Genomic DNA, 22,979 nt, shown 5'->3' with positions numbered 1-22,979 from the left:
CCCTAAGCCTTTGGCATTAAAAGCAAAGGAGGAATATATTCTCGTAATCTGGTATTCTCTAGTGGATTTTGACATACGAGGGGAGCTGGTGTATTTCAAAGATGTTTATCGGTAGTCGTCCTGCGGACTTAGTCATCGCTGCGCGATTTAGTCGTCCTGCGGACTTAGTCAAGTAGTCTTGTTTTACCTAGATGGTTAATTATATCGGATGCTACGAGGCTTGATTTTGATTGTGTTTCAATGGCGATGTCCGCTGCTAATCCATGCACATATACCGCTAAGCAAGCCGCATCTGCATTTTCATATCCTTGGGCGCAAAGAGCTGCCGTGATCCCTGTCAAGACATCACCAGATCCGGCTGTCGCCATTCCGTCATTTCCCGTTGTATTGACGAATTGTTGACCAGACGGAAGTGTAACCAAGGTAGGCGAGGATTTTAAAATAAGGTTAGTGGAATGAGCATGCGAAAAGGCAAAACTTTGCTGCTCACTATTTCCAGAGAATTTTTGAATACGGGCAAACTCCCCTACATGCGGTGTCAAAATATGGCGCTCATTTAACAGATTCAATAAATCTGGATGGAGCCCCAAAATACTCAGCGCATCGGCGTCGATGACTAAAGGACCCACATAGTTTAGCAAAAGATACCTCAAATTGTAGATAGCCTCCTCTGAAAAACCGATGCCAGGTCCGATTGCGATAGCATCAAAATGACTAAGGTCTAAATCAGTTATGGCGGCCGTCGTATACATGATTTCTGGATTCCCTGTTAACAAGGCAGATAAACCCTCTACTGGAATCTTAGCTGTTACTAATCCACATCCGGCATGTAAGGCTGCTCTAGCACACAGAATACCAGAACCGACCTTACCCGGACTTCCTGCAATAATAAGTACATGCCCGAACGTTTTTTTATGGCCCTTTAATAGCCGGTGTTTAGTATGGGTAGTAACCCAGTTATTGTCGATTTGATTCATAGCCTCAAGCTATTCATTTTTGACTAAGTAAACTATCTCTCATCATTAGTATAACAGGTTCTTGCTGTTTCCAAATAAAGTACACAACGATTTTGCTCAAAAGAGGGGTTTATTAGCAGCTAATGGTTGCTTTTGATCAAATTTTCAAAAGACAGTATAGCACACTTATTACTAGAAAAAATGCCAAAAAAATGTATATAATTTTAGAAAATAACAATTTTGTTATATATTTGAACACAATTTGGTAATAATTATAGTACCAATTATTAAATATATGTTTCATTTTAAAAACTAAGAAAGGAGGGCACTTAGAATTATTTAATTAAAAGATTAACCATTTTTCACATTTTCTAACAAAAAACAATTTTATGAAAAACAAATTACTAACTCAACTGCTGGGTGTATTTGCTGTATTGGTTCTGTTTCTTGGGAGTCATGCTGCAGCCGCTCAAGGAAACAAGATCACGGGTAAAGTCGTTGCTGCAAAAGATGGCGATGGCATTCCAGGTGCTTCTGTTATCGTTAAAGGTTCTAAATCTGGTGTTGCATCAGATGCCAATGGTAACTTTACTATTTCTGCTGAGAGTAACAGTGTTTTAACTGTTTCTTCAGTAGGTTTCGCTTCACAAGACGTTAAATTAGGTTCTCAAACCTCAATTACAGTTCGTTTAGCTGAAGAAAGTTCTACTTTAAATGAAGTTGTTGTAACAGGTTACGGTTCTCAATCTAAAAGAGCTATTACTGGTGCAGTAACAACAGTAGACGCAAAAGATTTACAAGCTGTTCCAGCAACTACTTTCGCTCAACAATTACAAGGTCGTGCTTCTGGTGTGACTATCGTAAATGATGCAACTCCAGGTGGTAACGCAACAGTACGTATTCGTGGTTTTGGTACAATCGGTAACAATGATCCTTTATATGTTATTGATGGAACTCCTACTGAAAACCAAGGTAATTTAAACCCAAATGACATTGAGACTATCCAAATCTTGAAAGATGCTTCTGCTTCTTCTATTTATGGTTCTCGTGCAGCGAATGGTGTTGTTATCATCACAACTAAAAAAGGAAAAACAGGTGCACCGAAAATTACTTTCAGTTCATACTATGGAACTCAAAATGTTGCGAATGATGTTCAATCATTAAATGCTAAAGAATTAGGACAATATTTATACTTAGCTGATAAATATGCTGGAAAGACACCATCCCACGGTCAATATACTTTTGGATCGAATGGTGAAGTTTCTATCCCTGATTATGTATTCCCAAGTGCTGGAAAAGCGGGTTCTGCTGGTGTAGATCCTAAATTATATTCATTAACTCCTGACAATATTTATGCAATTACTAAAGCTGCAGATACGTATTGGTGGGGTGCTATGACTCAATCTGCTCCTATCATGAACTACCAATTGAGCGCAAGCGGTGCTACAGAAAATAGCAAGTATGCTTTATCATTAGGTATGTTTAGTCAAGATGGTGTAGTTAAGTTCATTGGTTACGATCGTTATACTTTACGTTCTAACACAGAGTTTTCTGCGATAAACAAAAGATTGCGTGTAGGTGAAAACTTTACAGTAGCTATTGATAACCGTAAAGGTGGTTTCGGTAACAACGAAGAGCAAAATGCTGTTTCTGGTTCTTACAAGCACCATCCTTTATTGCCAATTTATGATATTGCTGGTAACTTCGCTGGTAGCCGTGGTGCTAACTTAGGTAACAACTCTAACCCATACGCTACTTTAGCGCGTGAGGCTGATAACAGACGTTACGGTATGAGAGCATTCGGTAACGTTTATGCTGAATTTGATATCGTTGCAGGAATTACTGCTAAAACTAGTTTTGGTATCGATGCTACAACTAGCAATGGTAAATACTTAGGACGTGCTAACCCAGAATACGTAGAAGGTAGCTTCAATAACGGTTCTACTTCTAATACAAGCTACGATTACCAATGGGTATGGCAAAATACGCTATCATACACTAAGACATTCAATGATGTTCACAAAATTGATGCTTATGTAGGTTTAGAGTCAATCAAAGCGTTTGGAGAATATTTTGGAGCAGGTCGTAATGGGTATGCTTTCGAAATTCCTTCGATTATGGGTTATTTAGATCTAGGAGATCCTACAAGAGTTTCTAACTATGGTAGCGTAGGTAATGATTATACATTATCTTCTCAATTCGGTAAATTTAACTATGCTTATGGAGACAAATATTTATTCCAAGCAATCGTTAGAAATGACGCATCGTCTAGATTCTTGTCAGCTTCTCGTAATGCACTTTTCCCTGCATTCTCTTTAGGATGGCGTTTATCAGAAGAAAGTTTCATGAAAGATCAACTTACTTTTGTTAATGACTTGAAATTACGTTTCGGTTGGGGTAAGACAGGTAACCAAAAAATTGGTAACTACAATGCTTACACTACTTACCGTTCAAACATTTTCAATGCTGGTTATCCAATCGATGGTTCTCAAACTACTCCAGCAATTGGTTATGATGCTAATGCATTTGGTAACCCTAATGCTAAGTGGGAAACTACAACTTCAACTAACTTCGGTTTAGATGCTGCTTTGTTAGACAACCATTTAACAGTTGAATTGGATGTTTGGAATCGTGTAACATCTGATATGTTATTCACAACACCTATTACTTTCACTGCAGGTGATGCTAGAGCTCCGGCTTTCAACGTAGGTCAAATGACTAACAAAGGAGTTGACTTAGGAATTAGCTACAAAAATTCAGTAGGTGATTTACGTTACGCTATTTCAGGTAACTTATCTACTTACACAAATAATGTAGATAAATTAGATGCATCTCCTAATACGCGTTTCTTCGGATATGGTTCTCGTGTTCCTGCTGTTACATTAACTCAAGCTGGTTTACCACTTTCTTCTTTCTACGGATACAAAGTTTTAGGCATCTTCCAATCTGACGAAGAAGCTAAAGCTTGGGCTCCATATGAAAATTACAATAAAGCGGGTAAATTCAAATATGCTGATATCAATGGTGATAATAAAATTACTGATGCTGACCGTACGATCATCGGTTCACCTCACCCTGAATTCACATATGGTTTAAATTTGAACTTAGGCTATAAAGCATTTGAATTAACAGTATTTGCTAACGGATCTCAAGGTAATGATATCTTTAACTATACTCGTTTCTTCTCTGATTTCAATTCATTCCAAGGAAACCGTTCTAAGCGTGCATTATATGAGGCTTGGCAACCAACTAACAAAGGTGGTACTGTGCCTATCATGGATGCTAACGACCAAGTATCAAGCCGTCCTTCAAGCTATTTCTTAGAAGATGGTTCATACTTACGTATCAAGAATGTTCAATTAACGTATAATTTACCTCGTTCTCTAGGTAAGAAATTTGGTTTAGACAATGCTCAAATTTATGTACAAGCACAAAATTTAGCAACGTTTACGAATTATTCAGGACTTAACCCTGAAATCCAAACTGGAGCTGATAATACAATTGGTTTTGATGGTGGTTATATGCCTGTATCAAGAACTTTTATTTTAGGTCTTAACCTTGGATTTTAATTAGTAATTCACTGTTATACAGTTTATTATAAAGTTTGAACATTGTTAAATTTTTAATAAAAACAAAAATATGAAACGCAATAATATTTTAAAAATGTTCTTGTCAGCTGGTATCGTGTTAGGAATTGCTACAGCATGTAGCGATGAATTCTTAACTCTTCAGCCGCAAGCTCAGTATAGCCCAGCAGCCTTGCAAACGGCTAAGGGTGTTGAAGGAGTACTTATAGGTGCTTATTCTATGCTTGATGGTCAAGGTTTAGATGGCCAAGCTCCTTGGGAGAATGATATCCAAAGCTGGGTATTTGGTGGTTTAACTTCAGATGATGCTTACAAAGGAACAGATGCGGGTGATCAACCGGAGCAATCTTTCCTTGAGACTTGGGATTTCCAAGCAACGAACGGACACATTAAGAACAAATACAGAGGTTTGTTCAAAGGTGCTGCTCGTGCTAACGATGCGATCAATACATTGAAGAGTGTAAAGGATATCTCTCCTGATCGTGCTGCTCAAATCAAAGCTGAAGCTCAATTCTTAAGAGCATTGTTTCATTTCGAAGCTAAGAAAATGTTTAAAAACATTCCTTACATTGATGATGCAATCTTTGATTTGAATGATCTTCAATCAACTAAAGTTCCAGTTGATCCTCAAGCTTGGACTAAAATTGAGAACGACTTAAAGGCTGCTGCTGCTGTATTACCAGACAAGCAATCTCAAGTGGGTCGTCCTACTAAGTGGGCTGCTAAAGCTTTATTAGCTAAGGCATACATGTTCCAAGGTTGGAATATTGCTACTGGTGCTGCTAATGCTGCTAAGTTAGGCGAAGCAAAAACAGTATTAGAAGAAATCGTTAACAGTGGTAGATTCAAATTGGTAGATCTTTACAGAGATAACCATGATGCTAGCACTCGTAACAACGCTGAATCAATTTTTGAAATTCAGTACGCTTCTTCTTCAGCTAATGCTGATGCTGCTAACGCTGGTGTGGGTCTTGCTCACCCTTATGCTTCACCTTGGGGATGTTGTGGTTTTTACCAGCCGTCTCAAAACTTGGTTAACGCACACAAGACTGAAAATGGTTTACCAATGTTAGATACATTCAATAACAGCGATGTTAAGAATGATCAAGGTGTAAAAATTGATGCTGATTACACTCCTTACGAAGGTGAATTAGATCCACGTTTAGATCATAATGTTGGTCGTAGAGGTATCCTATTTATTGATTACAAAATCCACAACTTGGATTTCATCCGTGATCAAACTTATGCAGGACCATACTCACCTAAGAAACACATTCCATCTAAAGCATTTACTGGAATCAATGGTTGGGGTAACTTAACATCTAACAACTATAGAATCTTGCGTTATAGCATGATCTTATTATGGTTAGCTGAGGTTGAGGTTGAAATCGGTAGTTTAGAGAAAGCACGTGCATTGGTTAATCAAATCAGAACTCGTGCCGCTAATCCAGCTGGTTTCGTTCAAAAAGCTACTCAAGGTGCAACTCGTGATGCATACAAGTTAGAGTTCACTGCAAGTGGTGCTCCAGTTCCAGCTGCAAATTATGTAATCAAAAATTACACAGCTCCATGGTCTGATCAAGCGGTTGCTCGTAAAGCAGTTCGTTTTGAGACACGTCTTGAATTTGCTATGGAAGGTCACCGTTTCTTTGACTTACAAAGATGGGGAATTGCAGCAGAGGTGTTGAATGCTTACAATGCTGTTGAAGCAACTAAGCGTGTATACAAGAAAGGTGCTACTTTCGTAAAAGGTAAGCACGAGTTCTTCCCTCTTCCTCAAGAGGCAATTGACCAATCTGAGAAAGATGGAAAACCAACATTAGTACAAGATCCTTCTTACAAATAGTATTTAAGGAAATTTGCTAAATTTTAAAGAACAGAGATGGCGTTTGCTGTCTCTGTTCTTTTTTTTTGCTATTTTTAGTAAATAATTCAGTCCATTTATGAAATTCAATTCCTCCTACATTAGTCTTTATTTTATTTTGTTTTGTGGTTTTTTACAAAGCTGTCAAAGTCAAGAAGATAGTTTATTTACTGAGCTCTCAGTTGATGAAACAGGTATTCAGTTTTCGAATAGAATTACTGAAAATGATACGATGAACATTCTCACATTTGAATATGTCTATAATGGGGGTGGTGTGGCATTAGGGGACTTTAATAATGATCAAAAAGTAGATATTTACTTTACTGGTAATCAGGTCGCTAATCGGTTGTACCTGAATGAAGGTGTCGATAAAAATAATCAACTGAAGTTTAAGGATGTTACTAAACAGGCTAATGTGGCTGGTGAAGGTAAATGGAATTCTGGGGTTGCTTTGGTAGATATTAATAATGATCATTTGCTTGATATTTATGTCTGTGCTACCGTTAAGAAAGTAGGAAAGGAAAGGGCTAATATTCTTTATGTTAACCAAGGATTGGATAAACAAGGTGTTCCTAGTTTTAAGAATATGGCGGAGGAATATGGTATAGCCGATACGACTCATACCACCAATGCGAATTTTTTTGATTACGATAATGATGGCGATTTAGATCTTTATGTGGTGGTCGATGAGATGGCCGATATTCATTATCCTAATATGTATCATCCTAAGGTGAAAGATGGCTCTTCTAGATTAACCGACAGATTATATCGAAATGATTATGACCCTAAAACGCGACATGCCCATTTTACAGATGTCTCCAAAGAAGAGGGTATATTGATTGAAGGTTTTGGCCTAGGAATCAATATTACAGATATTAATCAAGATGGTTGGAAAGATATCTATGTGACGAATGATTACCTCAGCAATGATTTAATGTACATTAATCAGCACAAAAATGGTAAGCATACGGGTTTTATCGACCAAGCTGATCTCTATTTTAAGCATACCTCTCATTCTGCAATGGGAAATGATGTCAATGACATCAATAATGATGGTTTAGTGGATATTATGGCGGTTGATATGATGGCTGCGGATAACTACCGTAAAAAAATGCTAACAATGGCCAATAATTATCAAACGTATCAAAATAACGACAAGTTTGGTTATGTTTATCAGTTTCCCAGAAATACGCTGCAGTTAAATCGAGGAAAAGACCCGAAAACAGGTATTCCAGCGTTTAGTGAAATCGGTCTGTTTGCGGGTGTTGCTGAAACAGATTGGAGTTGGACGCCTATGGTAACTGATTTCGATAACGATGGACTTCGGGATATGATTATAACGAATGGTTTTCCCAAAGATATTACAGAACAAGATTTCATGGTTTATCGTGCTGAAAGGGGCAATTTTGCCGAGCCAAAATACCTTTTAGAGGTGATTTCTTCTGTAAAAATTCCGAATTATGCCTTTAGAAATACGGGTAACGTAGGTTTTGAAGATGTTTCTCAAAAATGGGGAATTAAAAATCCTAGTTTTTCCAATGGAGCAGCTTATGCTGATTTAGACAATGATGGAGATTTAGATTATGTGGTTAATAATATCAATGATTCAGCCTCTGTTTACCGGAATAATGCCATGCAACTTGCACCGGATAAAAGCCATTTTCTGCGTGTTCAACTGAAGGGTTCCGATCAAAATATTCAGGGAATTGGGGCAAGCATACAAATTAAATACAATAAAAATCAGCTTCAATTTTATGAATTTACACCCTACAGGGGCTATTTGTCTACTATTGAATCTATTGCGCATTTTGGTTTAGGTGAGACAAAAGAGATAGATGAATTAAAAATTAGTTGGCCAAATGGCAAGCAACAAATTTTGAGGCATCTGAAAGCTAATCAGGTAATTACCTTAGAAGAAAAAAATGCACAATCTTATGCGCCGATTTCTGGCAACTCCACTACTTTATTCACAGAAGTTAGCGATCAATTGAACCTACTGTATCAGCACATTGAAGACGATGCGATTGATTACAATAATCAAAAATTGTTACCTCATAAATTCTCTCAACAAGGCCCTTGTCTTGCCGTAGGAGATGTTAATGGGGATTTAATCGAAGATGTGTTCATTGGCGGCTCTAGTAAGCATAAAGGTAATTTTTTAATTCAAGACAAGAATGGAAACTTCAAGTCTATGGATCTACTTTCTGGTAAGGATGGCTTTGCTAAAAGTCAAGAAGACATGGGTGCATTGCTTTTTGATGTGGATAATGATCGCGATTTAGATTTATACTTAGTAAGTGGTAGTAATGAATTACCCTTGTTGGATCCAGGTTACCAGGATCGAATATTCATCAATGATGGCAAAGGGCATTTTACAGAAAATAATTCCATTTTGCCCGCATTTGCTAAAAGTGGTTCCTGTGTGAAAGCAGTTGATTTTGACCACGATGGTGACCTTGATTTGTTTGTGGGTAATAGAGTCGAACCTGGTTTTTACCCGAGACCTGTGAGTAGCTATCTATTGAGAAACGAATTTCCAAAATTGAAATTTACGGATGTGACTAATCAGATCGCACCTGAATTAAATAAAATCGGGTTGATCTCTGATGCTTTATGGTCAGATACGGATAATGATGGATGGCAAGATTTGATTTTGGCTGGGGAATGGATGCCAATTAAAATCTTTAAAAATGAGAAAGGTAAATTCAAATCGATTCAATCGACTGGAATTGAACACAAATCGGGATGGTGGAATAGTTTAGCTGCTGGCGATTTTGACAATGATGGCGATATGGATTATGTGGCTGGGAATTTAGGCCAAAACACGTTGCATCGGGCAAGTGATGACACACCAACCAAAATATACGCGGCAGATTTCAATGGAGATGGTACTTTTGATGCCATTCCAACGGTATATTTTAAAGACCAAAAAGGAAAGAAAAAAGAATTTCCCTTCAATACGAGAGACGATTTGGCTAAACAATTTATACAGATTAGAAAAAGATTTGATAACTATGCTAAATTTTCCGTCGCAGGTATAAATGATGTGTTAACCAAGGAGGAATTGGGTAAAGCCTTGGTTTTAGAAGCTAATTGGATGAACTCTAGTTATATAGAAAATCTAGGTAAAGGGAAATTCAGAATTTTCGCCTTACCTCGATTAGCCCAAGTTTCACCTGTTTTAGCGATCCAAGTTCAAGATTTTGATGAAGATGGCAATTTGGACATGGTATTAAGTGGAAATGATTACGGCAATGAAATAAGCACAGGTCGATTAGATGCATCTAAAGGTCTGTTTTTGAAGGGTAATGGTCAAGGGAAATTTAGAGAGATTCAGTTAGGGCAAAGTGGTTTGAATTTTGACGGTGATAGTAAAGCATTGGTCAAAATCAAGTCGAGTAAAGGAAATTTGCTTTTAATGAATTCACAAAATCTCGGGCCTTTAAAAACTTACGCTTTGAATAAACGCGCTAAAGATTTTTTAGTAGATAAAGAGGAGTTTTCGGCCATACTAACATTAAAGAATGGCAAGAAAAGAAGAGAGGAATTTCCTTTAGGTAACACACACATGTCGCAAAATAGCCAAAGAATGTGGCTGAATGGCAGTATTCTGCAAGCGGAAATGTTTAATCAAAAGCTAAAACGGACGAGAAGCTTATCTAATTTGTAGTTAACAATTCTGAGTTCGGTGAAATATTCACAATGGCATTTCGAAAGGTTGTTGTCCCATCTTCTTTGACAAACAAAGCATAGCGTCCCTTGTTTGAAACTATTTAGCCTTTAGGAATACAGTAGACTTGAGTATTTTTGGGTAAAATAATATTGTTATGAAAAATAAATTAGCTGCTGCATTCGCTTTACTTCTACTTATCCATTTGAATGGGTTTGCACAAAATTCATCTACTGATTTTTTGAATAATTACTTTTTCAAACAGGTTCCATTGATTAATTACACATTCAAATTTGAATTAGCGAAAGTTATAATCGGTAATACTACATTTACCACTTATGATAATTATGAGGAAAGTAATAGGCGTAGTGGGGTAGCTAGTTTGCCTGAAATTTTAGACGTTGAAGATTTTACATTTTATGGGGTGAAGTCTAATTTTAAAATTCAAGATACTACTCGATTTAATCAGTTAGTAACCGCCAATACAAAGGAATGGTTTAATGCCAAAATGCCTAAAGTAGAGGTTTTGAAAAATAAGTTGTTGACCATTTCTTACCCCGACTCTACAGAAGAGTCTTTTTTATTAAATGTAAAACAACCTTCCATAGAGGATGACAATAATAATAAAAGAAAAGTATTACAAATGTAATTAGCCAATGAAGAGGTGAAGGCTGATGGTACTAATAATACGGCTAGGGATATTGTTTGGCGTTTTTTTGTTATTTATAATGACTGTTATTTGGCTTTAAGTAAGAAGCAATTAGAAAGACTAAAGGTTAGTATACTTTCTTCATCGGAAGGAGTTTTACTTTTAACAAATGATGGAGAAGAGGAATTAGTATCTCAGCAGAATTTTACTTACCATGAGGAAAGTAAAACATCTGGCAATGGATTGTATATTGGCAGAGATAAAGATTCATTTATGGACGCAGGTTATTATATTGATCCTGATAATATGATCTTTTTATTCAAGCTTAAACAAAACTAATTATCAAAAAAAAAGGCTTCCCAACATAAGGAAGCCTTTTTTATTAATGGAGTAGCCCCGGAAGGAATCGAACCTTCATCTTAGGTACCGGAAACCTACATTCTATCCATTGAACTACGGAGCCAGGGCTGTAAAATTACGAATACTTCTCTAAAGTCTTGACCAGGACATTGAAATCTTTTGGGTAGGGTGCTTCGACCGTGATTGGGTCGCCATTCAGTAAGTTAAAGGACAAACTGTGTGCATGCAACGCAACACGGCGCATGACTGGTAGTTCTTCTGTGTCTTTTTTCAAATGGAAATTGCGTTTCAAATCAGAAAGGTAGATCTCGGGTCCGCCGTACATCGCATCAGAAACAATAGGTGCTTTAAGGCAGGTGAGGTGGATGCGGATTTGGTGCATGCGACCGGTGATGGGCATGCATTCTACCAAGGTATATCCTCGGAATACTTTCAAAGTTCGGAACCAGGTTTCGGCGTGTTTTCCTTTGGCCCGATCGATCACCACTTTTCCGTCTTTTAAAGGCAATATGGGTAAGTTCACCAAAAAGCCATCCCAGTCCTGCATGCCCTCCACGACCGCATGGTAGCGTTTCGCCGTTTCGCGGTGCTCGAATTGCATCGAGATGTGGCGGTAGGCCTCGGGATTTTTCGCGATCACTAATGCCCCAGATGTTTCTTTGTCCAAACGGTGTCCCACCTGCGCATCAGACGAATATTCCTTCGCTAAACGCAAGATGGCAGGCGCTAGATCATCCTTCCGCTCATCCAGCGTCGAAATGCCAGAGGGCTTGTTAATCACAATAAAATCAGCATCTTCGAAAAGGATGGAATCGGTAAATTTGTATTTCATATGTTTCGCCGTTTCACGGCTTAGTCGTCAGTTGTTAGTGGGCAGTCAATAGTCACTAGTCGATAGTCCGGAGGAAATGAGTCCGCAGGGCATAATCTCTACTCTTTGCTCTATAATCTTTACTCTATTTTTATTCTTTGTGCTTTATGATCTATGCTTTAAATCTACACTCTCTACTCTCTTATCTCTAATCTAAAAATTTTGGAAAAATATCGTCATAACGATATTTTTCCAAAATTTTCCCACGGCGAATCCCCTAACCTCTCCGCACCAGGCGAATCCGCTAACGTCTCATTCGCCAGCAAAGCAAATAAAACTGCCTCTTTTGCCGCCGAAGGCATTCCTAGCTCATCGCTTTCGCAAACGCGGAAAGGAAGAAGCTCGGTTAAACGGGCCATAATCACAGGGTTTTTGCTGCCACCACCACTGACGTAAACGGTACCATCAATACCAGATGGAATATAGGTTTTCATGGCGAGGGCAATGCTTTGGGCGGTGAATTCCGTTAAGTTCGCGACTAAATCAGCTGGGCTGATGGAGGCGTGAACAATGTCTAAATTAAAGTATTCGGGGCCGGTGCTTTTAGGGAATGAATCCTTGAAAAAGCTCAGGCTCATGAGTTCGGCTAAAATTCCAGCGTCGATTTTTCCGGAAAGGGCGATGACTCCATTATCGTCATACGCTTGATTGAAATAGCGGCGAACTGCAGCGTCGATCAAGGTATTTCCTGGGCCGGTGTCAGTCACTAAAATGCCAGCTGGATCTCCCGATGCAGGCAAATAGGTAAAGTTTCCGATGCCGCCTATATTTAATAAAATCCGATGTTCCCCTTTTTTCGAGAATAAGAAATAATCACCGAACATCGCCAAAGGAGCTCCTTCTCCACCGGCTGCCACATGTTTTTGGCGGAAGTCGGAAAGGGTAATGATGCCCGTTAACAAGGCGATGTGATCTCCGTCGCCTATTTGCAAGGTCGAATGCGGGAGTTTGCCTGTTCTATCAGGTCGGTGCATGACGGTTTGGCCGTGGGAGGCAATCGCGTCTACCTCGGAAGGTTTCACACCCCAGCCAGCTAAAACTTCTAAAATGAGCGAAGCGTGCAAACGTCCAATTTGCGCGTTAAGTGTGGAAAGGGTAGGGAAATGAATGTTTTCTTTGGCAAAAACCGAACGAATCGATTCCTTGAAATCGGCCGGATAAGGGCGGGTATCGTAGTGCAAAATCTCGTACGAAGTATCCAGCCCAAAACCGGTGAAGCGAACTAAAGCTAAATCCAAACCATCCAAGGACGTACCCGACATGAGACCTAAAATGGTCCGAGTAGGGGCTTTGGAAATTTGATACAATTGTTCGATCCTAGGATTCATACTTCAAAGCTACGAATAATTCTTTTTACCATCGATTCGCCGTATATTTGTTGTTCAACATTTCAATTTATGGCATTAGACGTAATCATCGTAGGCGGCGGCATCGTGGGCCTAGCAACGGCGCATCGCTTATTAGAGGCGAGACCTGATCTTCATATCGCTTTGTTTGAGAAAGAAAGCATGGTCTCTATGCACCAAACAGGCAATAATTCTGGCGTGATTCATTCCGGATTGTATTACAAACCGGGTTCTTTGAAGGCCAAGAATTGTATTGAGGGTTACCATCAATTGATTGATTATTGCACGAAAGAGAACATTCCATTCGAATTAACGGGTAAAATCGTCGTCGCAACGACGAACGATCAGCGCGTGCAATTGGAGAATTTGTACCAAAGAGGTCAACAAAACGGCCTGGATGGATTGAAAAAAATGAGCCTAGCAGAAATGCGCGAATACGAGCCGCATGTTACGGGTGTAGAAGGGATGTTCGTTCCTCAAACGGGAATCGTGGATTACCGAGCAGTCGCTGCAAAATTAGCCGTAGGAACCCAAATCAAGGGTTGTGAAATGCACCTAGGTGAGCAAGTGATTGATATCAAGAAAGGTTTGACCTTCTCGATCGTGGAGACGACGAAGTCAGTCTACGAAGCAAAATTAGTAATCAACTGTGCCGGACTTTACTCGGATAAAGTGGCGCAGATGACCCAAAAAGAACCTCTGGACGTACGCATCGTGCCGTTCCGCGGGGAATACTTCAAGTTAAGAAAAGAGAAAGAATACTTAGTCAAGAACCTGATTTATCCGGTGCCAGATCCGAACTTCCCGTTCTTAGGCGTTCACTTCACTCGTATGATGAAAGGAGGCGTGGAGGCGGGGCCGAATGCGGTTTTGGCCTTTAAGAAAGAGGGTTACAAGAAATTAGGGATAGATGCGAAGGAGCTTTGGGAAACCTTAACCTGGCCAGGATTCCAAAAAGTAGCTATGAAATACTGGGAAACTGGTTTAGGTGAAATGTACCGAAGCTTCTCGAAAGAGGCCTTCACGAAAGCCTTACAAGTATTAATCCCAGAGATTCAAATCAACGATTTAGTCGAAGGCGGGGCGGGTGTTCGTGCTCAGGCTTGCGATAGAAATGGCGGTTTATTAGATGATTTCTCGATCGTAGAAGACGCGAAAGTAATTAATGTATTAAATGCGCCTAGTCCGGCGGCGACCTCCTCTTTAGCGATTGGAAAAACCATCTCCGAGATGGCCTTAAGTAGATTCTAAAAAATATGAAATTATTACTGAATTATTTAAAAGTATACCGCTGGCGCGTGGTGGGGGCATTAGCTTTGGCAGCCACGAACCAGATCTTCTCGTTGATGGATCCCTATATATTTAGGAAGATCATCGACGATGTGGCGGCGGTGTACCGCTCGGATACTCACACGATGGACCAGTTCGTGGCGGCGATTTGGCCTTTGGCCTTAGCGTCCGTGGGCGTGGCTTTCGTGAGCCGAGTGGCAAAAAACTTTCAGGATTATTTCATCAATACAGTTACCCAAAAAGTAGGCGCAAACCTCTATTCAGACGGCATTCGCCACTCCTTGGAGTTACCTTACGAGACGTTTGAGGACCAAAGATCGGGCGAGACCTTGGGTAAGCTCCAAAAAGTCCGCACGGACGTAGAAAAGTTGATCACGCTAGGAATTAACATTTTATTCCAATCGATCATCGCCTTGATCTTTATCTCGGTCTATGCCTTTTCGGTGCATTGGATGGTGATGCCCCTTTTCTTAATTACGGGCCCACTAATCGGTTATGTTTCGTCCGTTTTAAGTAAGAAGATTAAAGTGATTCAGATCGAAATCGTGAAGGAATCGACGGGTCTAGCCGGATCTACAACAGAATCCTTGCGCAATATCGAGCTGGTGAAATCTTTAGGTTTAGCGGAGCAAGAGATCGCCCACTTAAATGCGACGACAGAGAAAATCCTGAAGTTAGAGTTAAAGAAAGTGCGTTATGTGCGTTCGATGGCCTTTGTTCAAGGAACCTGCGTGAACTTGTTGCGTATGCTGATGGTGGTCGTGTTGATCTACTTGATCTACGAGGGAAAGATCACGATCGGTCAATTCTATTCGTTGAATATTTATTCGTTCTTCTTATTTAACCCCTTGCAAGAGATTGGGAATGTGGTGAATACCTACCGCGAGGCAGAGGTGTCTCTCCAAAATTTCGAGCAGGTATTAAGTATTCCATCGGAGAAGAAGCCTGCTAACCCGAAGGCGATTTCGTCTATTCAGGAATTGAAGTTCGATCACGTTTCTTTCAAACACCAGTCTGCCACGACGGAAGCTTTGGACGGAATTACCTTCTCCGTAAAAGGCGGCGAAACGATTGCTTTCGTGGGACCATCAGGTGCAGGAAAGTCGACCTTAGTGAAATTACTGGTTGGTCTTTATCGTCCCAAAAAAGGACAAGTATATTACAACGGCGAACCAAGTGACGCGATCGATTTCGATGTGTTGCGCAAGAAGATCGGGTTTGTTACCCAAGACACGCAATTGTTCTCCGGTTCCATTCGCGAGAACTTGTTGTTCGTAAACCCGAATGCGACGGACGCACAATGTATGGCCGTGTTAGAAAAGGCTGCCTGCCAAACTTTATTAGCCAGAGCCGACAAAGGGTTAGATTCCTTGATCGGGGAGGGTGGCGTGAAAGTGTCCGGCGGCGAGAAGCAGCGCTTGAGTATCGCGCGCGCCTTGTTGCGTGATCCTAATTTATTGGTTTTTGATGAAGCGACTTCGGCATTGGATTCTTTGACAGAAGAAGAAATTTCCGAGACGATTCGTTCTTTATCCGTTGATACGGAGCACCTTACGATCTTAATTGCCCACCGATTATCGACGGTGATGCACGCGACGCGGATCTATGTGCTAGAGAAAGGACAGATTGTAGAACAAGGCTCGCACGACGATTTAGTGGCGAGTAAAGGATTGTATTTTGCGATGTGGAGACAGCAGGTAGGAGAAAACAAATAATTAATTTTGCTTTTTCTATAATTGCCAAAGATTCTTTGGCATAATTAACCTGTCTACAAATCGAATTGCGTATATTTGTTGTTTGAAAAAATTTCTTAAACCCTATGTCATTAAATAAGTATTCACGGACATTAACTCAGGAAGTATCTAATCCCGCTGCGAAAGCGATGCTCTACGGTATCGGCTTAACAAGCGAGGATATGAACAAAGCCCAAATCGGTATCGCAAGTACGGGTTATGAGGGCAACACCTGTAACATGCACTTGAATGGCTTATCTGTTCACGTGAAAAAAGGGATCCAAGAGAATGGAATGGTTGGTTTGATCTTCCACACAATCGGGGTTTCGGACGGAATGACGAACGGAAATGACGGGATGAGCTATTCGTTGCCATCACGTGATATCATCGCAGATTCAATCGAAAATGTGGTAGGGGCACAATGGTACGATGGCGTTATCGCGGTCGTAGGTTGTGATAAGAATATGCCAGGTGCCATGATGGCGATGGCTCGTTTGAATCGCCCAGGGATGCTAGTGTATGGCGGAACGATTCGCAGCGGTTCTTACAAAGGAGAAAAATTAGACATCGTTTCGGCATTCGAAGCTTTGGGAAAAAAATATGCAGGAACCATCTCTGACGAGGATTATGAAGGCGTTATTCGCAATTCAATCCCAGGAGCAGGAGCCTGCGGTGGTATGTACACAGCGAACACGATGGCTTCTTCCATGGAAGCGATGGGCTTAGTACTACCAAATTCATCGACCTATCCAGCCACGCATGAAGGCAAGAAAGAGGAGTGTTTAGCGATAGGCGCGGCGATGAAAGTATTATTAGAGAAAAACATCTGTACGCGTGACATCATGACGCGCAAGGCATTCGAGAATGCGATGACGGTGGTGATGGCCTTAGGAGGTTCTACAAACGCGGTGCTTCACTATTTAGCGATCGCACACGCCGCTGGAATCACGTTTACGTTAGAAGATATTCAAGCTATTTCAGATCGCACGCCCTTGATCGCAGACTTAAAGCCAAGTGGTAAATACTACATGGAAGACGTGTTAGCGATCGGCGGAATGCCAGCGATTTTGAAATATTTACATAGTGTAGACTTGTTACACGGCGAATGTTTGACGGTGACAGGAAAGACGATGGCGGAGAATCTAGCGGAGGCTCCGGACTTGAATTTTGACACACAAAAAATTATTTTCCCTATCACGCAACCATTGAAACCTTCAGGTCACTTGCAGATTCTGTATGGTAATTTAGCTCCAGGCGGTGCCGTGGCGAAGATTACAGGTAAGGAAGGCGAGCGTTTCGAGGGTATTGCCAAAGTCTGTGAGCGCGAAGAAGAGGTGATCGAATACATCTCGAAAGGGGAAATCAAAGCAGGTCACGTCATCGTGATTCGCAATGAAGGACCTAAAGGTGGCCCGGGTATGCCAGAAATGTTAAAGCCTACTTCGGCCGTTATCGGTGCAGGTCTAGGAAACTCGGTAGCGATGATCACGGATGGTCGTTTCTCTGGAGGTACACACGGATTTGTAGTAGGACACGTGACGCCAGAAGCACAAGAAGGCGGTCCAATCGGCTTAGTGAAAGACGGGGACAAAATTACGATTGATGCGGTAAACAATACCTTGGTGTTGCACGTATCGGAGGAAGAATTAGCAGAACGTAAAAAGAATTGGAAGCCGATTGAGTCTCCGTTTAAGCAAGGCGTTCTACGTAAATATATTAAAAACGTATCCTCTGCTAGTCAGGGATGTGTGACGGATTTATAAGAAAATAATTTTTTTATCTATCCAGAAGGCTTAAATTGGGCTTTCTATTACATTGAGACAGAATTTTTGAAAATTGTTAACCATGGGACAAACCCAAACTCAAACCGAAGCAGCTAATCAACCTGGCCAAAAGAAATTTTTGTCAGGTGCCCAAGCTATCATGCAATCATTGGTAGAGCAGGGTGTGGATACGATTTTTGGTTACCCAGGTGGTGCCATTATGCCTACCTATGATGCGCTTTATGATTACCAAGATCGCTTAAAACATATCTTAGTACGCCACGAACAAGGTGCAGGACATGCCGCTCAAGGTTATGCTCGCATGCTAAACAAAGCGGGAGTTTGCATGGTAACTTCTGGTCCTGGGGCTACGAACCTAATCACACCTATCGCAGATGCCATGTTGGATTCTACTCCATTGGTGTGTATTGTAGGGCAAGTAAAAGGAAATTTATTAGGAACCGACGCGTTCCAAGAATGCGATTTGATCGGTATCTCGATGCCTGTGACGAAGTGGAATTACCAAGTAGTAGATGCGAATGAGATCCCTGAGATCATGGCAAAGGCCTTCTACATCGCAGAAACAGGCCGTCCTGGCCCCGTTTTAATTGATATCACACGTACGGCTCAAACAGATTTGATGACCGTGCCATTCGAATACAAACCTTGCAAGTCGATCATTTCCTACAAGCCACGCGTAGAGCCTAAAGCAGAGCACGTGGAGGCGGCAGCGAAATTAATCAATGGGGCAAAACGTCCGTATATATTAGCCGGTCATGGTATTATTATTGCTGGCGCGGAAAAAGAATTAAATGATTTTGTAGATAAAACGGGTATTCCGGTGGCGACTACTTTGTTAGGTATGTCTTCTATGGATGCTGATCACCCGCTTTATGTGGGCTGGCCGGGTATGCACGGAAATTATGGTGCAAACGTATTAACGAATTCTTGCGACGTTTTAATCGCGATTGGGATGCGTTTTGATGACCGTATTACGGGAGATTTAGCGACTTACGCGAAGCAAGCGAAAGTAGTTCATATCGAGATAGACCCTAGTGAAGTCGATAAAAATGTGAAAGCTGATGCTCCTGTCGTAGGCGATGCGAAAGCTGCTTTAAAGGCACTTTTGCCGTTAGTGAATAAAGCGGATCACAGCGAGTGGAGGGCAGAATTCAAGAAATACGACGATGAGGAGTATGAAAAAATAACCTTGAAAGACTTATTTCACGAAGGGGATAAGATCAAGATGGGTGAGGCTGTAAATCTCTTGTCTGAAAAAACCAAAGGGGAAGCCGTTGTCGTAACTGACGTAGGTCAGCACCAAATGATCACCAATCGCTATTACCGTTTCAAAAAGCGCAATTCAATTGTTACCTCAGGTGGAGCAGGAACGATGGGCTTTGCCTTGCCTGCGGCTTTTGGAGCGAAGGTAGCGGTACCAGAACGCGAAGTAGTGGCGGTCATCGGTGATGGTGGTTTCCAAATGACTTTGCAAGAACTAGGTACGATCGCGCAAAGCGGTTTGCCCGTGAAAATAATTATCTTGAATAATAACTTCTTAGGCATGGTGCGCCAATGGCAGCAATTGTTCTTTGATAACCGTTATTCATTTGTTGAATTGCAGAACCCTGATTTTATTACGATTGCGAAAGGTTTTGGCATTGCAGGTCACACCGTGTCAGATCGGGCGGAATTAAGCGATTCATTAGATACTTTATTGAATTCAGATAAGCCTTATCTGTTAGAAATCGTTTGTGAAAAAGAGGAAAATGTATTCCCCATGGTACCTGCAGGTGGCTGTGTAACGAGTGTGAGGCTAGAATAATTATGTTGACGAATTACACTATTTCCGTTTTTACGACTAATACGGTCGGTTTATTGAATCGCATCACGATTATTTTCACGCGTCGTCGAGTAAATATCGAGAGTTTAACGGTTTCAGAGACAGAGCGTAGAGGCGTATCACGTTTTACGATTGTGATTAAGCACGAAAATCGAGAATTCGTGGAGAAATTAGTTCGCCAAATCCGTAAAGTAACCGACGTTCTCGCAGTGTTTGGTTACTTAGATGACGAAATCGTATTTAACGAAATTGGCTTATTTAAGATTGCCACTCCGCTAGGAGGTACTCCAGTGGATGTGAAGACAATTAATTTAGATTGGAATGCGAAGATTGTGCATTTTGGACTGGATTATGTAGTCGTAGAAAAGAATGGCTCAGAAGAAGAAATTCAAGAGTTTTATGCCTATTTAAAGAAATGGGAAATTTTAGAATACGTTAAGTCAGGTCGAGTTGCCGTGGGTAAAACGGAGAAAGGCTTAGTGGAGTTTTTGCCGGAAGAAGGCAATTGGGAAATCGTATAATCGAACAAAGAATATAAATTAAATAACACAAAAATGGCAAAGATTAATTTCGGTGGAGTTGTTGAAGACATCGTAACAAGAGAAGAGTTTCCATTAGAGAAAGCTAGGCAAGTATTAGCAGACCAAACGATCGCCGTGATCGGATATGGAGTTCAAGGTCCTGGACAAGCGTTAAACATGAAAGACAATGGTCTGAATGTAATCGTAGGTCAACGTAAAGGTAAAACTTATGACAAAGCTGTCGCTGACGGTTGGGTTCCAGGTGTGACTTTATTTGAAATCGAAGAAGCGTTAGAAAAAGGAACGATCATTTGTTACTTACTTTCGGATGCCGCTCAAATCGAATTATGGCCTACAGTGAAGAAATATTTAACGGCTGGAAAGTCACTTTATTTCTCTCACGGTTTTGGTATCACGTACAAAGAGAAAACAGGAATCGTTCCTCCAGCAGATGTGGACGTATTCTTAGCTGCACCTAAAGGTTCAGGAACTTCATTACGTCGTTTATTCGTAGCAGGTAAAGGTTTGAACTCTTCGTTCGCTGTTTACCAAGATGCAACAGGAAAAGCGCGTGAGAAATGTATCGCGATGGCAATCGGGGTAGGTTCTGGTTATTTATTCGAAACTGATTTCTACAAAGAAGTAACGTCTGACTTAACAGGTGAGCGTGGAACTTTAATGGGAGCTATCCAAGGAATCTTCGCTGCACAATACGATGTATTACGCGCGAACGGTCACTCTCCATCTGAAGCATTCAACGAAACAGTGGAGGAATTAACGCAATCGTTAATGCCATTAGTTGCTGAGAACGGAATGGATTGGATGTATGCAAACTGTTCTACTACGGCACAACGTGGTGCATTGGATTGGTGGAAGCCTTTCCGTGACGCTACTAAGCCTGTATTTGAGCAATTATACAACTCAGTGAAAACACAAGCAGAAGCAGAGCGTTCAATTACATTGAATTCTCAACCAGATTACCGCGTGAAATTAGATGCTGAATTGAAAGAAATGGCAGATATGGAAATGTGGAGAGCCGGTGCAGCGGTACGTAGCTTACGTCCAGAAAATAACTAAATTTCCCTTTTGGGATTTGAAAGAGGGTAGATGCTTTATGTGTCTGCCCTTTTTTTGTTTCATGTTTTGTCTGTAAAATTTGATCATTCTCTTAAAAAAATGCAAAATTTTATTTTCTGACGTTGTTTTGTATTTTAGATTAATGGTCTTTTTTATACTCATTTTAAGGATTTTTAGTAGTTAATTAATCTTATTTTCATGAATATTAAGATTTTTAATCTGAACTTTGGTCTTTGGTCTTTGAGCTTTGTTTGTTCGCAAACTGAATTAGATGTAATTTCACATCGAAATAAAACACCTAAAATCAGATGAGTAACCGCATTCAAATTTTTGATACCACCTTACGTGACGGCGAACAAGTTCCCGGCTGCCAATTAAACCGAGAAGAAAAAGTAGAAGTTGCTTTACAACTCGAGTTGCTAGGAGTAGATATTATTGAAGCAGGTTTTCCCATCTCATCGCCAGGTGATTTTGCCTCGGTTCAAGCCATTTGTGATGCGGTTAAAGAACCCACAATTTGTGCCTTAACGCGTGCCAAAAAAGAAGATATCGATGCCGCAGTTGCAGCCCTCAAATCTGCACGCAAACCACGTATTCATACAGGTATCGGTTCATCAGATGTTCACATCAAACATAAATTCAATTCAACACGCGAAGAAATAATAGAACGCGGGGTTTGGGCTGTTAAGTATGCCAAATCCTTCGTAGAAGATGTCGAGTTTTTTGCAGAAGATGCCGGTAGAGCTGATTTGGCATTTTTAGCGCAGTTGACTCGTGAAGTGATTAAAGCTGGAGCAACAGTCGTGAACCTTCCAGATACAACCGGATATTTGTTACCTCATGTGATGCACGATCGTATTAAGTATTTATACGAAAACGTCGATAATATTCACCAGGCTACAATCTCGATGCATAATCATAATGATTTAGGCTTAGCTACTGCGAATACCATTGCGGGTATTCAGGCCGGTGCACGTCAAGTCGAAGTAACGATTAATGGCATAGGAGAGCGAGCTGGCAATACTTCTTTAGAGGAAGTGGCGATGATTTTGAACGTGCACAAAGATTTAGGTTTTACAACAGGTATTAAACCAAAATATTTGTACCCTACCAGTACGCTCGTTTCTAATTTAATGGGAATGCACGTGCAGCCGAACAAGGCAGTTGTAGGAGCAAATGCTTTTGCGCATTCGTCAGGTATTCATCAAGATGGTTTCCTGAAACATGCCCAAAACTATGAAATTATGAACCCCGAAGATGTGGGTGTTTCATCGTCCGCCATTTTATTAACCTCCCGCTCAGGTCGCGCTGCCTTGCGCCACCGTTTGACTCTCCTAGGTTTCGATTTTGAGAAGCCGGAATTAGATAAAATTTATACGCGCTTTTTATTAATGGCGGATGAAAGGAAGATGATTCATGATGAGGATTTAAATGAGCTCATTGGTTAAT

General features: G+C 40.7%; 15 protein-coding genes and 1 tRNA gene. 12 read left to right on the top strand and 4 right to left on the bottom strand.

Annotated features, from left to right (window positions below; all coding sequences use genetic code 11):
• Positions 1-164: 164 nt before the first annotated feature.
• A complete protein-coding gene (locus ACRZ9O_RS04455) occupies positions 165-977 on the bottom strand; it encodes an NAD(P)H-hydrate dehydratase (protein ID WP_459456747.1) in 813 nt (270 codons plus the stop codon).
• Between the two features lie 368 nt (positions 978-1,345).
• Between ACRZ9O_RS04455 and ACRZ9O_RS04450 the strand changes: the two genes are divergently transcribed.
• The 5 genes from ACRZ9O_RS04450 to ACRZ9O_RS04430 all read left to right on the top strand — a co-directional run bounded on the left by ACRZ9O_RS04450 (position 1,346) and on the right by ACRZ9O_RS04430 (position 11,065).
• Positions 1,346-4,525 (top strand): SusC/RagA family TonB-linked outer membrane protein, encoded by a 3,180-nt coding sequence (locus ACRZ9O_RS04450; protein ID WP_459456745.1) that lies wholly within the window; start codon positions 1,346-1,348, stop codon positions 4,523-4,525.
• A 70-nt stretch (positions 4,526-4,595) separates the two neighbouring features.
• Positions 4,596-6,389: a RagB/SusD family nutrient uptake outer membrane protein gene (locus ACRZ9O_RS04445; protein WP_459456744.1), complete on the top strand. Its 1,794-nt coding sequence runs from the start codon at positions 4,596-4,598 to the stop codon at positions 6,387-6,389.
• Positions 6,390-6,486: 97 nt separating this feature from the next.
• Complete coding sequence (locus tag ACRZ9O_RS04440; protein WP_459456742.1) at positions 6,487-10,077, top strand: VCBS repeat-containing protein; 3,591 nt, start codon at positions 6,487-6,489, stop codon at positions 10,075-10,077.
• A gap of 157 nt (positions 10,078-10,234) precedes the next feature.
• On the top strand, positions 10,235-10,726 hold the full coding sequence (locus ACRZ9O_RS04435; protein WP_459456740.1) for a hypothetical protein: 492 nt from the start codon (positions 10,235-10,237) through the stop codon (positions 10,724-10,726).
• 15 nt (positions 10,727-10,741) lie between these two features.
• Entirely contained in the window at positions 10,742-11,065 is a 324-nt protein-coding gene (locus tag ACRZ9O_RS04430) for a hypothetical protein (protein WP_459456738.1), read from the top strand.
• A gap of 52 nt (positions 11,066-11,117) precedes the next feature.
• On the opposite strand, the gene ACRZ9O_RS04425 is transcribed toward ACRZ9O_RS04430, so the two are convergent.
• From ACRZ9O_RS04425 to ACRZ9O_RS04415, 3 genes are all read right to left on the bottom strand, one after another.
• A tRNA-Arg gene (locus tag ACRZ9O_RS04425) sits at positions 11,118-11,189 on the bottom strand.
• Positions 11,190-11,201: 12 nt separating this feature from the next.
• Positions 11,202-11,918: an RluA family pseudouridine synthase gene (locus tag ACRZ9O_RS04420; protein WP_459456736.1), complete on the bottom strand. Its 717-nt coding sequence runs from the start codon at positions 11,916-11,918 to the stop codon at positions 11,202-11,204.
• A gap of 215 nt (positions 11,919-12,133) precedes the next feature.
• Entirely contained in the window at positions 12,134-13,285 is a 1,152-nt protein-coding gene (locus ACRZ9O_RS04415) for an anhydro-N-acetylmuramic acid kinase (protein WP_459456734.1), read from the bottom strand.
• Positions 13,286-13,354: 69 nt separating this feature from the next.
• On the opposite strand from ACRZ9O_RS04415, the gene lhgO reads away from it, so the two are divergent.
• The 7 genes from lhgO to ACRZ9O_RS04380 all read left to right on the top strand — a co-directional run bounded on the left by lhgO (position 13,355) and on the right by ACRZ9O_RS04380 (position 22,978).
• Positions 13,355-14,554, top strand: a complete 1,200-nt coding sequence (lhgO, locus tag ACRZ9O_RS04410) for an L-2-hydroxyglutarate oxidase (RefSeq protein WP_459456732.1) — start codon at positions 13,355-13,357, stop codon at positions 14,552-14,554.
• Between the two features lie 5 nt (positions 14,555-14,559).
• Positions 14,560-16,308: an ABC transporter ATP-binding protein gene (locus ACRZ9O_RS04405; protein ID WP_459456730.1), complete on the top strand. Its 1,749-nt coding sequence runs from the start codon at positions 14,560-14,562 to the stop codon at positions 16,306-16,308.
• A gap of 104 nt (positions 16,309-16,412) precedes the next feature.
• Positions 16,413-18,089, top strand: coding sequence for a dihydroxy-acid dehydratase (ilvD, locus tag ACRZ9O_RS04400; protein ID WP_459456728.1), 1,677 nt, complete (start codon positions 16,413-16,415; stop codon positions 18,087-18,089).
• A gap of 82 nt (positions 18,090-18,171) precedes the next feature.
• Positions 18,172-19,914: a biosynthetic-type acetolactate synthase large subunit gene (gene ilvB, locus ACRZ9O_RS04395; RefSeq protein WP_459456726.1), complete on the top strand. Its 1,743-nt coding sequence runs from the start codon at positions 18,172-18,174 to the stop codon at positions 19,912-19,914.
• Between the two features lie 5 nt (positions 19,915-19,919).
• Positions 19,920-20,453: an acetolactate synthase small subunit gene (ilvN, locus tag ACRZ9O_RS04390; RefSeq protein WP_459457040.1), complete on the top strand. Its 534-nt coding sequence runs from the start codon at positions 19,920-19,922 to the stop codon at positions 20,451-20,453.
• 33 nt (positions 20,454-20,486) lie between these two features.
• A complete protein-coding gene (gene ilvC, locus ACRZ9O_RS04385) occupies positions 20,487-21,530 on the top strand; it encodes a ketol-acid reductoisomerase (protein ID WP_130896031.1) in 1,044 nt (347 codons plus the stop codon).
• A gap of 308 nt (positions 21,531-21,838) precedes the next feature.
• Positions 21,839-22,978: a 2-isopropylmalate synthase gene (locus tag ACRZ9O_RS04380; protein ID WP_459456724.1), complete on the top strand. Its 1,140-nt coding sequence runs from the start codon at positions 21,839-21,841 to the stop codon at positions 22,976-22,978.
• Position 22,979 lies beyond the last annotated feature (1 nt).

The organism is Aquirufa sp. HETE-40SA (genome assembly GCF_054558635.1).
This window is presented reverse-complemented; position numbering and strand designations above follow the sequence as displayed.

Bases quoted from the DNA above. Each gene is read 5' to 3' on its own strand.
- ACRZ9O_RS04455 (WP_459456747.1), bottom strand. From the start codon at position 977: ATGAATCAAATCGACAATAACTGGGTTACTACCCATACTAAACACCGG.
- ACRZ9O_RS04450 (WP_459456745.1), top strand. From the start codon at position 1,346: ATGAAAAACAAATTACTAACTCAACTGCTGGGTGTATTTGCTGTATTG.
- ACRZ9O_RS04445 (WP_459456744.1), top strand. From the start codon at position 4,596: ATGAAACGCAATAATATTTTAAAAATGTTCTTGTCAGCTGGTATCGTG.
- ACRZ9O_RS04440 (WP_459456742.1), top strand. From the start codon at position 6,487: ATGAAATTCAATTCCTCCTACATTAGTCTTTATTTTATTTTGTTTTGT.
- ACRZ9O_RS04435 (WP_459456740.1), top strand. From the start codon at position 10,235: ATGAAAAATAAATTAGCTGCTGCATTCGCTTTACTTCTACTTATCCAT.
- ACRZ9O_RS04420 (WP_459456736.1), bottom strand. From the start codon at position 11,918: ATGAAATACAAATTTACCGATTCCATCCTTTTCGAAGATGCTGATTTT.
- ACRZ9O_RS04415 (WP_459456734.1), bottom strand. From the start codon at position 13,285: ATGAATCCTAGGATCGAACAATTGTATCAAATTTCCAAAGCCCCTACT.
- lhgO (WP_459456732.1), top strand. From the start codon at position 13,355: ATGGCATTAGACGTAATCATCGTAGGCGGCGGCATCGTGGGCCTAGCA.
- ACRZ9O_RS04405 (WP_459456730.1), top strand. From the start codon at position 14,560: ATGAAATTATTACTGAATTATTTAAAAGTATACCGCTGGCGCGTGGTG.
- ilvD (WP_459456728.1), top strand. From the start codon at position 16,413: ATGTCATTAAATAAGTATTCACGGACATTAACTCAGGAAGTATCTAAT.
- ilvB (WP_459456726.1), top strand. From the start codon at position 18,172: ATGGGACAAACCCAAACTCAAACCGAAGCAGCTAATCAACCTGGCCAA.
- ilvC (WP_130896031.1), top strand. From the start codon at position 20,487: ATGGCAAAGATTAATTTCGGTGGAGTTGTTGAAGACATCGTAACAAGA.
- ACRZ9O_RS04380 (WP_459456724.1), top strand. From the start codon at position 21,839: ATGAGTAACCGCATTCAAATTTTTGATACCACCTTACGTGACGGCGAA.